This is a genomic window from Lutimaribacter marinistellae, from assembly GCF_042648365.1.
Classification (GTDB): Bacteria; Pseudomonadota; Alphaproteobacteria; order Rhodobacterales; family Rhodobacteraceae; genus Lutimaribacter_A; species Lutimaribacter_A marinistellae.
The window spans coordinates 465,279-481,353 of the sequence record NZ_JBHRXI010000001.1; the positions used below are offsets into that span (position 1 = coordinate 465,279).

The window sequence follows — 16,075 nt, forward strand, 5'->3', positions numbered from 1 at the left end:
GGGCCTGCCGTCTTTCGTCAGACGACGGGATCGAGCGTGGTTTTCCACAGCTCGACATCGTCGCGGTCCATCAGCCGCACCGTCATCTGCTGGGTCGCACCGTCGATATCCACAAGGCCAAAGAACTGCAGACCGTCGCTGGGCGGCAGGTTCACGCCCTGCCCCTCTTCGGGTGCTTTCACGAAACGCACCTCGGGGCCAAAGGTCATGTCCATCGCGTTCGGCCCGAAGGTTCCGGCGTGGAGCGGCCCCGAGACGAATTCCCAGAACGGTTCGAAATCCTGGAACTGGGCGCGGTCGGGACTGTAATGGTGCGCGGCTGTGTAGTGGACATCCGCCGTGAACCACACCGTGTTCTTGATCCCGGCAGACTTGATGAAGCGCAGCAGATCCGCGATTTCCAGCTCGCGCCCCTTGGCCGGGCCATCATCGCCATTGGCGACCGCTTCGGCACCGGCCTGTTCACTCCAGTTGTCCCAGACGATCACGCCGATGGGCATATCCGACGCGATCACCTTCCACGTCGCTTGCGACTGGGCCAGTTCACGCTTGAGCCAGGCAATCTGCTCTGCCCCCAGAACGCGGCTTGCCGGTGTCATCTCGTCTTCCATCGCGGGGCCGTTCGGCCCGCGATAGGAGCGCAGGTCAAGGAAGAACACGTCCAGCATCGGACCATAGGAGATCTTGCGGTAAACGCGCCCTGGCTCGGCCGGGGTGATCCGCAACGGCGTCATCTCGTGAAAGGCGCGACCGGCCCGCGCCTGCAGCACATGCACCGATTTCTCGGAATACCGGTCATCCGACATCAGGTCCTTTGAATCCGACCAGTTGTTCACGACCTCGTGGTCGTCCCACTGAAAGAACGTCGGCACCGACGCGTTCATGGCCAGCACATGCTCGTCCATCATGTTGTATTTCCACTGGCCGCGGAATTCGTCCAGCGTCTCGGCAACCTTGCGCTTTTCGTCGATCAGCACGGTGTTCTTCCAGATCACCTGCCCGTCCTTCTCGACCTCGTCCTTCATCGGACCGTCGGCATAGATCGTGTCGCCGGAATGGATGAAGAAGTCAGGTTCGTGCCGGGTCATCGTGGCGTAGGTGCGCATGCCCTCGTCGTCGATCCCCCACCCCTGGCCGGCCGTATCACCGGACCACGCAAAGCGAACCGAGCGGCGCGACGCAGGCGCCGTGCGAAAGCGGCCCACCAGAGGCTCGCTCACCGCATTCACGTCGCTCAGGTCCATCGCGGTGAAGCGATAAAAGATGTCTTGGTCCGACGGCAGCCCGTCGATCAGGCGCTTCACGGCGAAATCGCTTTCAGGCAGGGCATTCAGCGGCGCGAGTTTTCGAGCATTGGCAAAGCTCTCGGTGGTCGAAACCTCGACCGCGACGCGCGCGGGGCGATCCGTGCGGGTCCAGATCATGCCCGACGCGGTATCGACGTCACCCGACTGCACCCCATGGGTGAAGACGGGGCGCTGTGCCGCGCGGCTGATCGCGGGCATCGCAAGGGTGGTGGCAAAGGCGGCGCCGCCGGCCAGTACGGCGCGGCGGGACGGGCGAAGAAGACGTGTCATGGAGAACCTCGCTGTTTTCCGTTGGCTGACGCAACGAAGCCCGCTTATGGCGCCAAGGTAACAGGAATGGAGAGGTTCGGTAACAATTGGATCAAGTTGATATGACGGCGCCCGGCGGACGCCGCCCATCGTTCGTCAGCTGCGGACGAGCTTCTCATAATCTTCGGCGATTTCGCGGGTCAGTGAACCAACCTCGAATGTATAGTCGCCGATCTGCCCGACCGGCGTGACCTCGGCCGCTGTGCCGGTCAGCCAGCACTGCTCGAACCCGGCCATTTCCTCGGGCATGATGTGACGCTCATGAACCGTGATGCCCTTGTCCTTGAGCATCTGGATCACGGTCTGCCGGGTGATCCCGTTGAGGAAGCAGTCGGGCAGCGGCGTGTGCACTTCGCCATCCTTGACAAAGAACACGTTGGCCCCCGTCGCCTCGGCCACGTAGCCGCGATAATCCATGAAGAGCGCGTCCGAGCATCCCTTGGCCTCGGCCTTGTGCTTGGAGATGGTACAAATCATGTAGAGACCGGCTGCCTTGGCGTGCACCGGGATGGTTTCGGGGCTGGGGCGCTTCCACTCGGCGATGTCCAGCTTGGCGCCCTGCATCTTGGCATCGCCATAATAGGCGCCCCAGGGCCAGACCGCGATAGCCATGCGCACCGGGTTGCGGGCCGAGGCGACACCCATATCCTCGCCCGAGCCGCGCCACACGACAGCGCGCACATAGGCATCCTGGAGGCCACTGGCTTTCAACGTTTCTTGCTTGGCGGCCTCGATCTCGTCGACGCTCCAGGGCATCGGCATATCCAGCGCCTCGGCCGATTTCTTGAGCCGCTCTGAATGCTCGCGACTCTTGAAGATCTTGCCGTTGTACGCGCGCTCGCCCTCGAAGACGGAGCTTGCATAATGCATCGCGTGGGACAGGACATGCACCTTTGCGTCGCGCCACGGAACCATCTCGCCATCCATCCAGATCACGCCGTCGCGATCGTCATAGCCTGCCATAACCCACCTCCTGAATCGGGTCGTATTTCAATAAGTTGCGCAAGAGACCGCCAAAAGAGACGGAAAATTGCGCAAAAGTCGCGATTCGATATCGGTTCAGACTTGGAATGTCAATAAGACTGACTTAAACTGCCCGAAAGCGACCAAGAGGCAGACCATGTCAGACACGCGCAACGCGGCGAGCTTTGGCGGCGAGAGCCTGTTGTTTCTCACCGACGAGCAGTTGCGGCAGGGGATCGAGGCGATGTTTTTCGCCTATCGCGGCTTCACGGCCGACCCCGACCGGATCCTGGCCGAAATGGCTTATGGTCGAGCGCATCACCGCGCCATCCACTTCATCAACCGTGCGCCCGGCACGACGGTCAATAACCTGCTCAATATCCTGGGCGTGACCAAGCAGTCGTTGAACCGGGTTCTGCGGACATTGATCGAAGACGGGCTGGTCGAAAGCCGGGTGGGCAAGACGGACAAGCGCGAGCGCAACCTGTTCCTGACGGAAACGGGTAAGTCATTGGAAACACGTCTTTCTGATGCACAGAGGGCACGGATGCGCAGTGCTTACAAGGAGGCGGGACCAGAGGCAGTTGCAGGGTTTCGCAGGGTGTTGGAGGCGATGATGGACCCCGAGATGCATCACGCCTATGCCCGATTGAGGGATAGTGTGGCATGAGCGAGATGGACCCTCACCTGCTGATCGTGGACGATGACGAACGGATCCGCGATCTGCTCAAGAAGTTCCTGATGCGGAACGGTTTTCTCGTGACCGCGGCGCGCGATGCCGCGCATGCCCGGCGCATTCTGTCGGGGCTGGATTTCGACATGATCGTGCTGGATGTGATGATGCCCGGCGAGGACGGGGTCAGCCTGACCCGCGCGTTGCGCGAGGATAACGGCACACCGATACTGCTGCTGACGGCCCGGGGCGAAACCGAGCATCGCATCGCGGGGCTGGAGGCCGGCGCCGATGACTACCTCGCAAAACCCTTTGAACCCAAGGAGTTACTTCTGAGGATCAACGCCATCCTACGTCGTATGCCCGAGGTTTCGGCCGATCAGGGCACGCCGAAATTCCTGCAACTCGGCCCGATCCGCTACGACATAGAGCGCGGCGAGATGTGGCAGGGCGAAGAGGTCGTGCGCCTGACGGCGACCGAAAGCCAGTTGATGCGTCTTTTCTCGGCACAGCCGGGCGAGGCGATAAGCCGGGCGAAGCTGGTCGAGGACCTTGGCCGCGACCGGGGGCAGGCACAGGAGCGGGCGGTGGATGTCCAGATCACCCGGCTGAGGCGCAAGATCGAGCCGGACCCGAAGCAGCCGCGCTACCTCCAGACGGTGCGCGGCGCGGGCTACATGCTGGCGCCCGACTGAGGGGGTACCACCCGAATTGACCGTTTTGTACGTGGGTTCGGGCCGCGATTGACCGTTTTGTACAACCTGGTTCCCCCCGGCAACGCACGGTTTGCCAGCCGCGCGCGCAACGGCTAGCCTGCGCCCCATGACGACAGCCCTTCTGACCCATGCCGACTGCCTGAACCACGTGACGCCGGACGGCCATCCCGAGCGGGTGGCGCGACTGGAACACCTGTTGCACGCGCTCGAACCGCTGAACCTGAAACGCGTGACCGCGCCGATGGCCGCCGAGGATGACATCCTGCGAATCCATCCCGAAAGCTATCTGCGGGACTTGCGTGACACCGTGCCTGTCAGCGGCTTTGCCCAGATCGACGGGGACACGTTCCTGTCGCCCGGCTCGCTGGATGCGGCATTCCGGGGCGCGGGCGCGGTGGTGCGGGCGGTCGACCTGGTGTTGGGTGGCGAGGTCGGCAACGCCTTTTGCGCAACGCGCCCGCCGGGACATCATGCAGAGGAATCGACCGCGATGGGGTTCTGCCTGTTCGGCAACGCGGCGCTTGGGGCGAAACATGCGCTGGATCATCACGGGCTGAGCCGCGTCGCGGTGGTGGATTTCGATGTGCATCACGGCAACGGGACGCAGGACCTGCTGTGGGACGAGCGGCGCGCGCTGTTCATCAGCAGCCACCAGATGCCTCTGTGGCCCGGATCGGGGCGGGCGGACGAGACCGGCGCACACGACAACGTGCTGAACATGCCGCTGGCGCCGATGACCGGCGGGTCCGAGATGAGCGCCGCGTGGGAGGGGCAGGCCATGCCCCGGCTGCGTGCATTCAAGCCCGAGCTGATCATCATCTCGGCCGGGTTCGACGCCCATCTGGACGACCCGCTCGCCAACCTGGAATGGCTGGAAGAGGATTTCGCCTGGCTGACCGCCCAGCTATGCGCGGTGGCGGCGGAGGTCTGCGACGGCCGTATCGTCTCGACTCTCGAAGGCGGGTATGATCTGAACGCGCTTGCCGCCTCGGGCAAGGCACATGTGGAAGAACTGATGAAGGCCGCGCAATGAGTGACAAACCCGTCGAAGAGATGTCGTTCGAAGAAGCGATGAAAGAGCTCGAATCCGTGGTGGACAAGCTGGAGCGCGGCGACGTTGCGCTGGACGAGTCGATCACGCTGTACGAACGCGGTGCGAAGCTGAAGAAACGCTGCGAGGATGAGTTGAAGCGCGCCGAGGAAAAGGTCGCGCTGATCACGCAGGATGGCGAGGGCAACCCGACCGGAACGCGGCCCGTCGAAGGGCTGTAGATGTTTCGCGACAGGCTGGCGGCGGATGCCGCCCGCATCCAGGACGGTTTCGACCGGGTTCTTGGCGCACTGCCCGACAGCGATATCGCCCGCGCGATGGCCCATGCCTGCGACGGCGGCAAGCGGCTGCGCGGGTTCCTGGTTCTGGAAAGCGCGCGGCTGCACGGCGTCGAGGATCGCGCGCTGAACGCGGCCATCGCGATCGAGGCGCTGCACGCCTACAGCCTGGTGCATGACGACCTGCCCTGCATGGATGACGATGACATGCGGCGGGGCCGGCCCACGGTTCATGTCACGTGGGACGAGGCCGTTGCAGTGCTGGCCGGTGATGCCCTGCAGGCGCTTGCCTTTGAACTGGTTACGGCACCCGAAAGCGGCCCGGCCGAGATACGCGCCACGCTGGCGTCGAGCCTTGCACAGGCGGCTGGCGCGCGGGGCATGGTTCTGGGCCAGGCGCTGGACATGGCGGCCGAGACGGCGGCAGCGCCGCTGACGCTGGAACAGATCACGCGGTTGCAGGCCGGCAAGACGGGTGCGTTGTTCGACTGGGCGGCCTGCGCAGGCGCCCGGCTGGCCGGGGCGGATATCGCGCCGCTGCGCGGATATGCACGGGCGCTTGGTCTTGCCTTTCAGATCGCCGACGACATCTTGGACGTCGAGGGCGATGCCGCGCGGGCAGGCAAACGTCTTCAGAAGGACGCCGATGCGGGCAAGGCGACGTTCGTGTCGCTGCTGGGTCTGGAGGGTGCGCGGGCGCGTGCCGCCGAGCTGGTGGCGGAGGCCGAGGCCGCCCTGTCCCCCTATGGCACGGACGCCCTGTGCTTGCGGGAGGCCGCCCGTTTCGTTATTGCCCGCGACAGCTAACCGCAGGTGAGCCCAATGTCCGACCGCCCCGACACCCCCTTGCTGGACCGCGTCAGCCGACCGGCCGATCTGAAGCAGTTCAGCGATGCGCAGCTGGTTCAGCTGGCGTCAGAGTTGCGGGCCGAGACCATCTCGGCCGTGTCGGTCACCGGTGGCCATCTGGGCGCGGGTCTGGGCGTGGTCGAGCTGACCGTTGCGCTGCACGCGGTATTCGACACTCCGCGCGACAAGCTGATCTGGGACGTGAGCCACCAGTGCTATCCGCACAAGATCCTGACGGGGCGGCGCGACCGTATCCGCACCTTGCGCCAGAAGGACGGGCTGAGCGGGTTCACCAAGCGATCCGAAAGCCCCTATGACCCGTTCGGCGCGGCGCATTCCAGCACCTCGATCTCGGCCGCGCTGGGGTTTGCCGTGGCGCGCGATCTTGGCGGCAACGTGCCCGAGGGCCTGGGCGACGCCATCGCGGTGATCGGCGACGGCTCAATGTCGGCCGGCATGGCCTTTGAGGCGATGAACAACGCGGGCCACCTGAAAAAGCGCCTGATCGTGATTCTCAACGACAACGAGATGAGCATCGCACCACCGGTCGGAGCGATGTCGAACTACCTGTCGCGCCTTTATGCCGAGGAGCCGTTCCAGGACTTCAAGGCCGCGGCCAAGGGGGCGGTGTCGCTGCTGCCGGAGCCGTTCCGCGCGGGCGCCAAGCGCGCGAAGGACATTCTCAAGGGCATGACGGTGGGCGGCACCCTGTTCGAAGAGCTGGGTTTCTCCTATCTCGGGCCGATCGACGGACATGACCTGCACCAGCTCTTGCCGGTGCTGCGCACGGTGCGCGCGCGGGCGACGGGGCCGATCCTGATCCACGCGATCACCAAGAAGGGCAAGGGCTACGCCCCTGCCGAGGCCGCGCTGGACCGGGGCCACGCCACCGCCAAGTTCGACGTGGTGACCGGAGAACAGAAGAAGGCGCCGTCGAACGCGCCCTCTTACACTTCGGTGTTCGGCAAGGCGCTGGTCGCCGAGGCCGAGCGCGACGACAAGATCGTGGCGGTGACGGCGGCGATGCCGGACGGCACCGGGTTGAACCTGTTTGCCGAGCGCTTCCCCTCGCGCTGTTTCGACGTGGGCATCGCCGAACAGCATGGCGTGACCTTTTCCGCCGGTCTGGCCGCGGGCGGGATGAAGCCGTTCTGCGCGATGTATTCGACCTTCCTTCAGCGCGGTTACGACCAGGTGGTGCATGACGTGGCGATCCAACGCCTGCCGGTGCGGTTCGCCATCGACCGGGCGGGGCTGGTGGGCGCGGATGGCGCGACCCATGCGGGGGCGTTCGACGTGGCCTACCTGGCCAACCTGCCGGGCATGGTGGTGATGGCGGCGGCCGACGAGGCGGAGCTGAAGCACATGGTTGCAACCGCCGCGGCGCATGATGACGGGCCCATCGCGTTCCGCTATCCGCGTGGCGAAGGCGCGGGCGTCGAGATGCCGGAACAGGGCGAGGTGCTGGAAATCGGCAAGGGCCGCATGATCCAGCAGGGCGCGCGGGTCGCGATCCTGTCCTTTGGCACGCGCCTGTCGGAGGTGCGCCGCGCGGCGGAATCGCTGGAAGCAAGGGGCATCCGGCCGACCATCGCGGATGCGCGATTTGCCAAACCTCTGGACGAGGATCTGATCCTGCGACTGGCCGAGGACCACGAGGCGCTGATCACCGTCGAAGAGGGGGCCATCGGCGGCTTTGGCAGCCACGTGGCGCAGCTTCTGGCCGAGAAGGGCGTGTTCGACGAAGGCCTGAAGTACCGCTCGATGGTGCTGCCGGACACGTTCATCGACCAGGCCAGCCCGGCGGACATGTACGCGGTGGCCGGGCTGAACGCCGAGCAGATCGAGGCAAAGGTGCTGGACGTTCTGGGCGTCGCGCGGCTGGACGAAAAGCGGGCCTGAAACGGCCTCCTTCCGCCTGTCAGTGGCCGAGCGCGGACGGGCCGGCGCAAAAAAGGTGCGACGCCACGAGGGCAGCGCCGCACTGTCTTGCCGAAAGACCTGAATAATCAAAAATCCTTTGGCATGGCCTCGCTGATGCTGCGGATCACTCCATCAATGTGATCTCGCCCGGGCGCCAGCTTTGGTCGAACCAGGCCTCGAGTGGACCGTAGAGGCGCAGCACGGTCGACCACGACTTGCCTGGCATCGTCTGAATCCAGTTGCCTTCTTTGCCTTCCGGCGCTTCGGGACCGAAATAGACGGTGTAGCTGCCATCTTCGTTTGCCTCGAGTGTCGGCTGGTTACTGTCCACACCTGCAAGCTTCTGATCAGTCTCGAGCAGCGAGCGTGTCTGCGTATCATAGACCACGAAGGACCAGTAATCCTTGGCCGGCGGGTTTGGCGGGATCGTCACGGAGTATGTCTTGCCCCCGTCGAAATAGTTGCCGTCGCTGTCGCGGTTGGCGAGCGCGTATTGCGACCCGACCCCGACCTTTTGCGCAACCATCGCAGGCGTGATCCCGGTCGCGTAGTAGTGAAACAGCGTCCGGGCATCGAGGATCTTCACATCGCCCGCCTGAAACTCGTGGTTTCCACCGACGAAAGCCGTCTTCCAATAGCCTTCGTCATAATAGAACGGGGCGCGGGAACGGGGGGCGAAGTTCAGCGATTTCGCCGCCGCGGTTCCAAGTGCGATGGCCTCGGTCAGAAGCGATTTGAGCTCGTCATCCGGCTCGAACGGTTCGCCCTTGCGGATACCGAGAGAGAACATCGCGCCCATCAGCTCTTCGGGCAGCGCCCCTTCGGCCTCGCTGTCGATGACGGCCTTCATTTCTTCGAAGAAGCTGAAATCGTTGGCATGGATCGTGTTGAACTGCATGTCCGTCAGGTTGACGAACTCTTGCTCGGGCGGGTTGTCGCGATCCTCCCAGCGATAGACGCGCAGCGTTTGCTTGACGCGATCGACCGCGGCCTCCACGCCGTCCTCGCCGTAGAATGCCCTGAGCAGGAACCAGTTGCGATAGCTGGGCGGCTTGACGATGAAATAGCCGTCTTCGGGCAGATCTCCCTCGTAGCCCGGCGGCACAATGAGGAACTTGCCGCCCTTGCCTTCGTCCGGGCCGGCATTGCCGATATCGGTCACGTAGCGCATGTAGATGTCGTTCACGAAGCCGAGCATGCCCTCGGGCACGTCGTAGACCACTGGACCCTCGGACAGATCGGTGCAGTTCAGGATGTAGATCGTGGTGGTGTTCGGGGTCAGCAGCAGGGACCGGGCGTTGTAGAGATCCTCGAAAATACCGATTTTCATAGGATCGACACCGGCCCCTTCCTCGAGCCCGTGACACATGGCGTAGGTCGAGGCGGCGGGCATGCCATCCATGAACACCTGCATCCCGCGAACGAAGTTCAGCGCGTTGTAGGACAGCTTGGCCGTTTCGGGTGTCGGCAGACCATCGAAATATTTCAGCGTGCCGAACCGCGTCTCCAGTTCGTCGGGCACGATGATGCTGTCGGGCACGTCCGCCTTGTACTCCTGTGCGGTGGCCGGTATCGCGAATGAGATCGCGGCGGCACATGCAAGCTTGATAACCTTCATTTGTCCTCCTCCCGGAGCATGAGTTGGCTTTTTATCGGGTCGTCTTGACGGGATCGGGACGCTGCCAGCCGTCCATCGACCCGGACATGTGGGCGACACGGGTGCGCTCTCCCTCGGAAAGCGCGGGCGCCGTGGGCGCGGCCGTCGGCGCGAGGATCGACGCAAGCGGCAGTCCGGCGCCTCGGCACAGAAAGTATCTCTCTGACATTTAACGACTCTTTGATCCCATCCCTTTCAGAAATTTTGCACATCGACGGCGCGGTTGCGTATCATTTCACGACAGGCAGGCTGGTTTTTTTGGGTTGAAGGCATGGCATTCAGACCGATGATTTCCGCAAAGGCGCTTGGCGCCATGCCGCAATTCGTGTTCGAGGTCGCGGGCGAACGGCGGCTGGAAAAGGCGATGGATGCGGCCGGGCTGCCCTTTCATTTCATCGACGAGCGGGCCGGCTATATCTCCGAGCACTCGCTGGCGACGTTCATACACGAAGCCGCACGGTCCGCAGGCCGACAGAATATCGGGCTGCTATGGTCATCGGTCCTTACGGTTGCCGATTACGGGGCTTGGGGGGAATATGTGCTGTCTGCGCCGACACTCGAGGCGGCGCTTTGCAGGGCGTCTGCCGCCATGCCCTATCACGCGTCCACGGATCGTGCATGGCTGGAACGGGCAGATCCGCTGTCGCGCTTTTGCTACGGGTTCGGGCTGCGGACGCATCACGCCTATGCGGACATGGGTTTCTCGGCGATCGGGGCCATTCTCAGCATCTTTCGTGCATACCTCGGGCCGGGGTGGTTCCCCGCGGCGGTTCTGCTTGATTTCCCCAAGGTTCCGGGTTTCACCGAGGCAGAGGACGTATTTGCATGCCCCGTGATCTGGGATGCGCCGCGGCTGGCGGTGGTGTTCGAGACGTCATGCCTGCACGCGGAAAGGTCGGTGGGTTGCAGGTACGGGCCGACGACGATCGAGGATATCTGGCGCGAGCGCCGGGATGGGGCGCCCCGGACGGTCAGCGGGCAGGTGACCGCCCTGCTATGGCACCAGCTTTACCGGCACGACACGTCGATCGATGCAACGGCGCGTTCATTGGGGGTGGGGGTTCGGACGCTCCAGCGACGGCTCGAGGCCGAGGGGGTCCGGTTTCGCCGGCTGGTCAACGATGTCCGTGTTGCCCGTGCCAAGGAGCTGCTTTCGCTACCGACCGAGACGGTATCGGGCATCGCGTCGGCGCTGGGATATGAGACGGCCAACAACTTCAGCAGGGCGTTCAAATCCGCGACCGGGGCATCCCCTTCGGAGTATCGGCGCAGGATCGTCGGTCCTGGTGCCTGCGCGAGGGACCTGACGCTGCTCTAATCGCCTGTTTCGGCGGCGAGCAGCGCGCGCAGACCCTCGCGGTAGGAGGGATAGAGCAGTTCGACGCCCAGTTCCTGCTTGATAAGGTCGTTCCGCACGCGCTTGCTCTCGGAATAGAAGGAGCGCGCCATCGGCGACATCTCGGCGCTCTCAAAGGGTTCCTCGGGCGGCTGAGGCAGACCGAGGAGATGCGCGGCATGGGCGATCACGTCCTGCGGCGGGGCGGGATCATCGTCGCACAGGTTATAGACCGCGCCGGGACGGGGCCGCGCGATGGAGGCGGCCAGCACTTGCGCGATGTCATCGACATGTATCCGCGAGAAGACCTGCCCCGGCTTGATGATGCGCCGAGCCGTCCCGGCGCGGACCTTGGCAAAGGGGCCGCGGCCGGGGCCGTAGATGCCAGCGAGGCGGAAGATGTGCAGCGGCAGGCGGGGGATGGCGCTCCATGCGGCTTCGGCCTCGACCCGCAACTGGCCACGGCGCGAGCTGGGCGCCAATGGCGTTGCCTCGTCGACCCAGCCGCCGTCTTGATCGCCATAGACGCCCGTGGTCGACAGATAGCCCGCCCATTCGAGCCGGGGCGCCAGCGCCTCGACCTCGGCGCGCAGTGCGGCAAGAACCGGGTCGCCGTTTTCGCCCGGACCGGCGGTGATCAGCAGATGCGTCACGCCCGAAAGATCCGGCACTGCGCCGGGCCAGAGAACCGGCGTCACGCCATCGGCGCGCATTCGGTCGCATTTGTCGGGGGACCGGGTGGTGCCGCGCACCTGCCAGCCGTGCGCGACCAGAAGGCGGGCCAGCGCGCGCGCGCTGTAGCCGTATCCGAATATGAAAAGCATCCCTGCCATGCGCCTTACATGGCGCGTGGTGGGGGCGCTGGCAAGCGCTGGCGGCTTGCATCGAATCCCGGTTCGACGTTTCATGGCCGGATGAGCACCAAGCAACCCGACCTGGAAAGCGCCTACAACCTGAAGACACCGGAGGATTCCCGGAAGCTCTATGCCGCGTGGGCGGATGATTATGACCGGGCCTTTGCCAAGCAGGAGGATTACCGCCTGCATATCGAAACCGCGCGCGCCTTTGTCGAGGCGGGCGGCCAGGGGCCGGTTCTGGATGTGGGAGCGGGCACGGGGCTGTGCGGGATGGTGCTGGCCGAACATGGCGTGGGCCCCATCGACGCGACCGATATCAGCGCCGAGATGCTGGCCCAGGCGATGCGCAAGGACATCTATCGCGATGCAATCGAGGCGGATCTGTACGACGGCATACCCGCGCCGCAAGACAGCTATTCCGGCATCGTCTCGTCGGGGACGTTCACGCACGGCCATGTCGGGCCGGAGGTGATCCACGGACTGCTGCGCATCGCGCGGCCGGGGGCGCAATTCGCGCTGTCGATCAACGCCAAGCATTTCGCCGAGATGGGCTTTGCCGACATGCTCGACCACCTGGCGCGCGACCGGATCACCGCGCTGTCGCTACCCGAGGTCGCGATTTTCGGTCCACGGGCCGAGGGGCCGCACCGGCACGACACGGCGATGATCGCACTGTTCGAGAAAGCGCGTTAGGGTCAGCGCCCCTTCCATACCGGGTCGCGCTTTTCGGCGAAGGCGCGAGCGCCTTCCATCTGGTCCTCGGAATCGTACAGGACATCGACGCTGCGCAGTTGCCGCTTGGTGATACGGTTCATCATGTCCTGGAACCTGGAATCCTCGGCCTCGCGCACGATTTCCTTGATCGCGGCATAAACGAGCGGTGGGCCGGAGGCGAGCAGCCGGGCCAGGTCCCATGCGCGGTCCATCAGGCCGCTTGCCGGCACGATCTCGTTCACGATTCCCCAGCGATGCGCCTCTTCGGCGTCGAACCAGCGACCGGTCAGCAGAAGCTCCATCGCGATGTGATAGGGGATGCGTTTGGGCAGCTTGACGCTGGCGGCATCGGCCACGGTGCCCGAGCGGATTTCCGGCAGCGCGAAACTGGCATGATCGGCTGCGAGGATCATGTCGGCGCTCAGCGCAAGTTCCAGCCCGCCACCGCAGGCGATACCGTTCACTGCGGCGATCACCGGCTTGTTCATGTCGCGCAGTTCCTGCAGGCCGCCGAAACCGCCGACGCCGTAATCGCCATCGACAGCGTCGCCATCGGCCGCGGCCTTGAGGTCCCATCCGGGGCAGAAGAACTTCTCTCCGCCGCCGGTCAGGATCGCCACGCGCAGGTCCGGATCGTCGCGGAAGCTGCGAAAGGTCTCGCCCATGATCCGGCTGGTGGCAAGGTCGATCGCGTTGGCCTTTGGCCGGTCGAGCGTCACCTCGAGGATGGCGCCGTCGCGCCGTGTGCGGACCGGGCCGCCTGCCGCGTCTGTCATGTCTCGCTCCTTTCGAATGGGTCGTTGTCTGGGTCGGCATTGGGCAGGTACTCCGCCCAGAGGGCGGCGTCCTTTGCCGCCTGCGCACCCTGCTGGCGTTCGATGATGGCCAGCGCCATGTCCATGCCCGCCGAGACGCCCGAGGAGGTGACCATGTTGCCATCCCAGACCCAGCGCGCGCGGCGTTGCCAGTGGACCTGCGGGCATTGCTGGGCCACCCAGTCGAAGGCGAGCTTGTTCGTCGTGGCGCGCCGCCCGTCGAGCAACCCGGCCCGCCCAAGAAGGACGGAGCCGGTGCAGACCGACGCCATCAGCGCCCCGCCGGCGGCCTGCGCCACCAGCCAGTCGAGCAGCGCATCGTTCTTGCGCGCCTCACGCGCGCCGGCGCCGCCGGGGACGATCACCATGTCATAGATGGTCGTTGCCGCAATACCCGCCTCGGCCAGCGTGGCCGGTCCGCCGCTGGCCGGAACCGGCCCGGCATCGAGGCCGACCGGGGTGATCCCGTAGGCCTCGCGATGCATCGAGAAAAGCTCCAGCGGGCCATAGATGTCGAGCATCTCGAAGCCCGGAAAGAACAGCGCGCCAATATGGATCCGGGTCATTGCGTGGCCTTCCGTATCAGGGCATCCGCTGCAACCGCGCCCCGGGGGGTGCAGATCAGCGGATTCACCTCAACTTCACTGACGCTGGCGGCATTGGCAACCACGTAGGACTGCACCGCCTCAACCGCATCGAGCACGGCATCGAGATCGGCGGCAGGCTTGCCGCGATAGCCCGCCAGCAACGGCGCGCATTGCAACCGGCCCAAAGCGACGCGCACGGCCTCGCGCCCCGAGGGGACGAGCAGAGACACCGTGTCGCGCAGGATCTCGGTCAGCGTGCCGCCAGCGCCCAGCGTCAGGACAAACCCATGGGCCGGGTCGCGGGTAACGCCGATGAGCAGTTCGGCAACCGCACCGGTCACCATCTCTTCGACAAGGATCTCGGGCGTGCCGATCTCGGCCGCGACGCTGGCCAGCTCCTCGGGGCCGATCCCCAGCCGGACGGCGCCATGTTCGGATTTGTGGGCCAGTCCCGCGCCCTTGACGGCAAAGGGCGGGGTGAGCCCGGCACTGTCTATCGCGGATGCGGGCCCCGCCACGCTGCGCGGTACGGGCAGGCCGTGGGCCGCAAGCGCCGCCTTGGCCTCGGCCTCGGTCAGGGTGGTGTCGGCCTCGGCGCTACCGGGCAGAAGGACGGGATCGGCCCGATCGGGCAAGGGCCGGGCCGCGGCCTCGACAGCGGCCAGGGCTTCGTAGAGGCCCCCCACCGGAACGACGCCACCAGCCATCAGATCCTGCGCGACGTCCTCGGGCATGAGTTCAGGCATCGTGGCTGCCACCATCATGCGCGCCCCGGTCCGGGCGACGCCCAGCGCTGCCTTGGTCGCACACTCCCAGTCCGCCCGGTCGGTATGCGGATAGTCGACGATCGACAGGGTCAGGTCGATGCCCGGCCCGGTCATGCCGGTCCACGCGCGCGTCATCGCCTGCGCGTCGCGCCAGATGTAGGTGTGGTAATCGAGCGGATTGGCAAGCGCCACCATCGGTCCCAGCGCGGCGCGCAGGTCAGCCTTTTGTGCAGCGGCAAGAGGTGGAATCTCGAGGTCCCGAACAGTTGCCATGTCTGCCACGAGGCTCGCCTCGCCGCCCGAACAGCTGATCGCCGCGATGCGATTGCCCTGCAGGCGTCCGCCGAGGTGCAACAGCTTCAGCGTCTCGAGAAAGGACGGAACATCGTCGAGCCGCATGATGCCGAGGCGATCCAGGAGCGCCTGCGCGCCGGCATCGCCACCGGCAAGAGAGGCGGTATGCGATACCGTCGCCGCCTGGGCCTGCGCGGACCGGCCCATCTTGAGCGCGACGAGCGGAATGCCCCGGTCACGGGCACGGCCGGCCAACGCCTCCCACTTGCGCAAGTCGCCGAAGCCTTCGACATGCAGGCCGATGGCGGTGATGCGCGGATCGTCGAGCAAGGCAAGGGCGAGGTCGGCCTGATGCGTCTGCGCCTGGTTCCCGCAGGCGGCTACCAGCCCGATCGGCAGCGCACGGCGCTGCATGGTCAGGTTGATCGCGATGTTGGAACTCTGCGTCAGGATGGCGACCCCGCGATCCACCGGCGACATCCCGTGCTGGTCCGGCCAGATGGCCACGCGGTCCAGCGCATTGACGAACCCATAGCAATTGGGCCCGAGGATCGGCATGTCTCCTGCTGCGTCCACGAGCGCGGATTGCAAATCGGCCGAGCCTGCATCCTCTGCAAGCGCCTCGCGAAAACCCGAGGCAAAACAGACCGCGCCGCCGGCGCCGCTATGTGCGAGGTCCCGAACGATCTCTACCGTCGCGTGACGGTTGACCGCGATGAAGGCCGCATCCACCGGCGCGCCTATCTCACCGATGCTTCGGGCCGGACGACATCCGTCGAGCATCTTGCCGTCGGGGTGGACAAAAACCAGCTCGCCCCTGAACCCCAAACGGGTGGCGGCGCCCACGACGGCCTTACCCCAAGCGCCGCCGCCGAAAATGGCGAGACGACGCGGCGCGAGCAGGCGGGAGACGCCGCGACTCATGATCTAATCCGGTGAATCGAGCCCGTTCCGGGCTCATCTTTGCGCGCCCGTTCCG

Annotated in this window: 16 protein-coding genes; 8 read left to right on the plus strand and 8 right to left on the minus strand. The window is 65.2% G+C overall.

Annotation, left to right across the window (positions count from 1 at the left end):
• Positions 1-17: 17 nt before the first annotated feature.
• Positions 18-1,577 (minus strand): alkaline phosphatase D family protein, encoded by a 1,560-nt coding sequence (locus tag ACFORG_RS02135; RefSeq protein WP_386733723.1) that lies wholly within the window; start codon positions 1,575-1,577, stop codon positions 18-20.
• Between the two features lie 135 nt (positions 1,578-1,712).
• Complete coding sequence (locus tag ACFORG_RS02140; protein ID WP_386733724.1) at positions 1,713-2,579, minus strand: branched-chain amino acid aminotransferase; 867 nt, start codon at positions 2,577-2,579, stop codon at positions 1,713-1,715.
• 157 nt (positions 2,580-2,736) lie between these two features.
• On the opposite strand from ACFORG_RS02140, the gene ACFORG_RS02145 reads away from it, so the two are divergent.
• The 6 genes from ACFORG_RS02145 to dxs all read left to right on the plus strand — a co-directional run bounded on the left by ACFORG_RS02145 (position 2,737) and on the right by dxs (position 8,048).
• Positions 2,737-3,249 (plus strand): MarR family winged helix-turn-helix transcriptional regulator, encoded by a 513-nt coding sequence (locus ACFORG_RS02145; protein ID WP_386733725.1) that lies wholly within the window; start codon positions 2,737-2,739, stop codon positions 3,247-3,249.
• The gene (locus ACFORG_RS02150; protein ID WP_386733726.1) at positions 3,246-3,947 is read left to right on the plus strand and encodes a response regulator; all 702 of its coding nucleotides are present in this window, start codon (positions 3,246-3,248) and stop codon (positions 3,945-3,947) included. Before ACFORG_RS02145 ends, ACFORG_RS02150 begins: the two co-directional genes overlap by 4 nt.
• Before the next feature lie 127 nt (positions 3,948-4,074).
• Positions 4,075-5,001 (plus strand): histone deacetylase family protein, encoded by a 927-nt coding sequence (locus tag ACFORG_RS02155; RefSeq protein WP_386733727.1) that lies wholly within the window; start codon positions 4,075-4,077, stop codon positions 4,999-5,001.
• Positions 4,998-5,240 carry an exodeoxyribonuclease VII small subunit gene (locus ACFORG_RS02160; protein ID WP_386733728.1) on the plus strand — a complete coding sequence of 81 codons (243 nt, stop codon included), beginning with the start codon at positions 4,998-5,000 and terminating at the stop codon, positions 5,238-5,240. Before ACFORG_RS02155 ends, ACFORG_RS02160 begins: the two co-directional genes overlap by 4 nt.
• Positions 5,241-6,104, plus strand: a complete 864-nt coding sequence (locus ACFORG_RS02165) for a polyprenyl synthetase family protein (protein ID WP_386733729.1) — start codon at positions 5,241-5,243, stop codon at positions 6,102-6,104.
• Positions 6,105-6,119: 15 nt separating this feature from the next.
• Positions 6,120-8,048, plus strand: a complete 1,929-nt coding sequence (dxs, locus tag ACFORG_RS02170) for a 1-deoxy-D-xylulose-5-phosphate synthase (RefSeq protein WP_386733730.1) — start codon at positions 6,120-6,122, stop codon at positions 8,046-8,048.
• A 145-nt stretch (positions 8,049-8,193) separates the two neighbouring features.
• Here dxs and ACFORG_RS02175 read toward each other — a convergent pair whose 3' ends face one another.
• Together ACFORG_RS02175 and ACFORG_RS02180 are read right to left on the minus strand one after the other, a co-directional pair.
• Positions 8,194-9,687 (minus strand): DUF1254 domain-containing protein, encoded by a 1,494-nt coding sequence (locus ACFORG_RS02175; protein ID WP_386733731.1) that lies wholly within the window; start codon positions 9,685-9,687, stop codon positions 8,194-8,196.
• Between the two features lie 31 nt (positions 9,688-9,718).
• Entirely contained in the window at positions 9,719-9,895 is a 177-nt protein-coding gene (locus ACFORG_RS02180; RefSeq protein ID WP_386733732.1) for a hypothetical protein, read from the minus strand.
• A gap of 102 nt (positions 9,896-9,997) precedes the next feature.
• On the opposite strand from ACFORG_RS02180, the gene ACFORG_RS02185 reads away from it, so the two are divergent.
• On the plus strand, positions 9,998-11,044 hold the full coding sequence (locus tag ACFORG_RS02185) for a helix-turn-helix transcriptional regulator (RefSeq protein WP_386733733.1): 1,047 nt from the start codon (positions 9,998-10,000) through the stop codon (positions 11,042-11,044).
• On the opposite strand, the gene ACFORG_RS02190 is transcribed toward ACFORG_RS02185, so the two are convergent.
• The gene (locus ACFORG_RS02190) at positions 11,041-11,895 is read right to left on the minus strand and encodes an SDR family oxidoreductase (protein ID WP_386733734.1); all 855 of its coding nucleotides are present in this window, start codon (positions 11,893-11,895) and stop codon (positions 11,041-11,043) included. The genes ACFORG_RS02185 and ACFORG_RS02190 overlap by 4 nt on opposite strands.
• An 81-nt stretch (positions 11,896-11,976) precedes the next feature.
• On the opposite strand from ACFORG_RS02190, the gene ACFORG_RS02195 reads away from it, so the two are divergent.
• Positions 11,977-12,612 carry a class I SAM-dependent DNA methyltransferase gene (locus ACFORG_RS02195; protein WP_386733899.1) on the plus strand — a complete coding sequence of 212 codons (636 nt, stop codon included), beginning with the start codon at positions 11,977-11,979 and terminating at the stop codon, positions 12,610-12,612.
• 2 nt (positions 12,613-12,614) lie between these two features.
• Here ACFORG_RS02195 and ACFORG_RS02200 read toward each other — a convergent pair whose 3' ends face one another.
• Genes ACFORG_RS02200 through ACFORG_RS02210 form a run of 3 tightly spaced genes read right to left on the minus strand, consistent with a single transcriptional unit; the run spans position 12,615 to position 16,020 of the window.
• Complete coding sequence (locus ACFORG_RS02200) at positions 12,615-13,409, minus strand: carnitinyl-CoA dehydratase (protein WP_386733735.1); 795 nt, start codon at positions 13,407-13,409, stop codon at positions 12,615-12,617.
• The gene (locus tag ACFORG_RS02205; protein ID WP_386733736.1) at positions 13,406-14,014 is read right to left on the minus strand and encodes a DJ-1/PfpI family protein; all 609 of its coding nucleotides are present in this window, start codon (positions 14,012-14,014) and stop codon (positions 13,406-13,408) included. The genes ACFORG_RS02200 and ACFORG_RS02205 overlap by 4 nt, the downstream gene beginning before the upstream one ends.
• Entirely contained in the window at positions 14,011-16,020 is a 2,010-nt protein-coding gene (locus tag ACFORG_RS02210; RefSeq protein WP_386733737.1) for an acetate--CoA ligase family protein, read from the minus strand. The genes ACFORG_RS02205 and ACFORG_RS02210 overlap by 4 nt, the downstream gene beginning before the upstream one ends.
• Positions 16,021-16,075: the final 55 nt, after the last annotated feature.

What these genes read in the sequence shown, in the direction of transcription:
- ACFORG_RS02135 (WP_386733723.1), bottom strand. Translation starts at nt 1,577, where the DNA reads ATGACACGTCTTCTTCGCCCGTCCCGCCGCGCCGTACTGGCCGGCGGC.
- ACFORG_RS02140 (WP_386733724.1), bottom strand. Translation starts at nt 2,579, where the DNA reads ATGGCAGGCTATGACGATCGCGACGGCGTGATCTGGATGGATGGCGAG.
- ACFORG_RS02145 (WP_386733725.1), top strand. Translation starts at nt 2,737, where the DNA reads ATGTCAGACACGCGCAACGCGGCGAGCTTTGGCGGCGAGAGCCTGTTG.
- ACFORG_RS02150 (WP_386733726.1), top strand. Translation starts at nt 3,246, where the DNA reads ATGAGCGAGATGGACCCTCACCTGCTGATCGTGGACGATGACGAACGG.
- ACFORG_RS02155 (WP_386733727.1), top strand. Translation starts at nt 4,075, where the DNA reads ATGACGACAGCCCTTCTGACCCATGCCGACTGCCTGAACCACGTGACG.
- ACFORG_RS02160 (WP_386733728.1), top strand. Translation starts at nt 4,998, where the DNA reads ATGAGTGACAAACCCGTCGAAGAGATGTCGTTCGAAGAAGCGATGAAA.
- ACFORG_RS02165 (WP_386733729.1), top strand. Translation starts at nt 5,241, where the DNA reads ATGTTTCGCGACAGGCTGGCGGCGGATGCCGCCCGCATCCAGGACGGT.
- dxs (WP_386733730.1), top strand. Translation starts at nt 6,120, where the DNA reads ATGTCCGACCGCCCCGACACCCCCTTGCTGGACCGCGTCAGCCGACCG.
- ACFORG_RS02175 (WP_386733731.1), bottom strand. Translation starts at nt 9,687, where the DNA reads ATGAAGGTTATCAAGCTTGCATGTGCCGCCGCGATCTCATTCGCGATA.
- ACFORG_RS02180 (WP_386733732.1), bottom strand. Translation starts at nt 9,895, where the DNA reads ATGTCAGAGAGATACTTTCTGTGCCGAGGCGCCGGACTGCCGCTTGCG.
- ACFORG_RS02185 (WP_386733733.1), top strand. Translation starts at nt 9,998, where the DNA reads ATGGCATTCAGACCGATGATTTCCGCAAAGGCGCTTGGCGCCATGCCG.
- ACFORG_RS02190 (WP_386733734.1), bottom strand. Translation starts at nt 11,895, where the DNA reads ATGGCAGGGATGCTTTTCATATTCGGATACGGCTACAGCGCGCGCGCG.
- ACFORG_RS02195 (WP_386733899.1), top strand. Translation starts at nt 11,977, where the DNA reads ATGAGCACCAAGCAACCCGACCTGGAAAGCGCCTACAACCTGAAGACA.
- ACFORG_RS02200 (WP_386733735.1), bottom strand. Translation starts at nt 13,409, where the DNA reads ATGACAGACGCGGCAGGCGGCCCGGTCCGCACACGGCGCGACGGCGCC.
- ACFORG_RS02205 (WP_386733736.1), bottom strand. Translation starts at nt 14,014, where the DNA reads ATGACCCGGATCCATATTGGCGCGCTGTTCTTTCCGGGCTTCGAGATG.
- ACFORG_RS02210 (WP_386733737.1), bottom strand. Translation starts at nt 16,020, where the DNA reads ATGAGTCGCGGCGTCTCCCGCCTGCTCGCGCCGCGTCGTCTCGCCATT.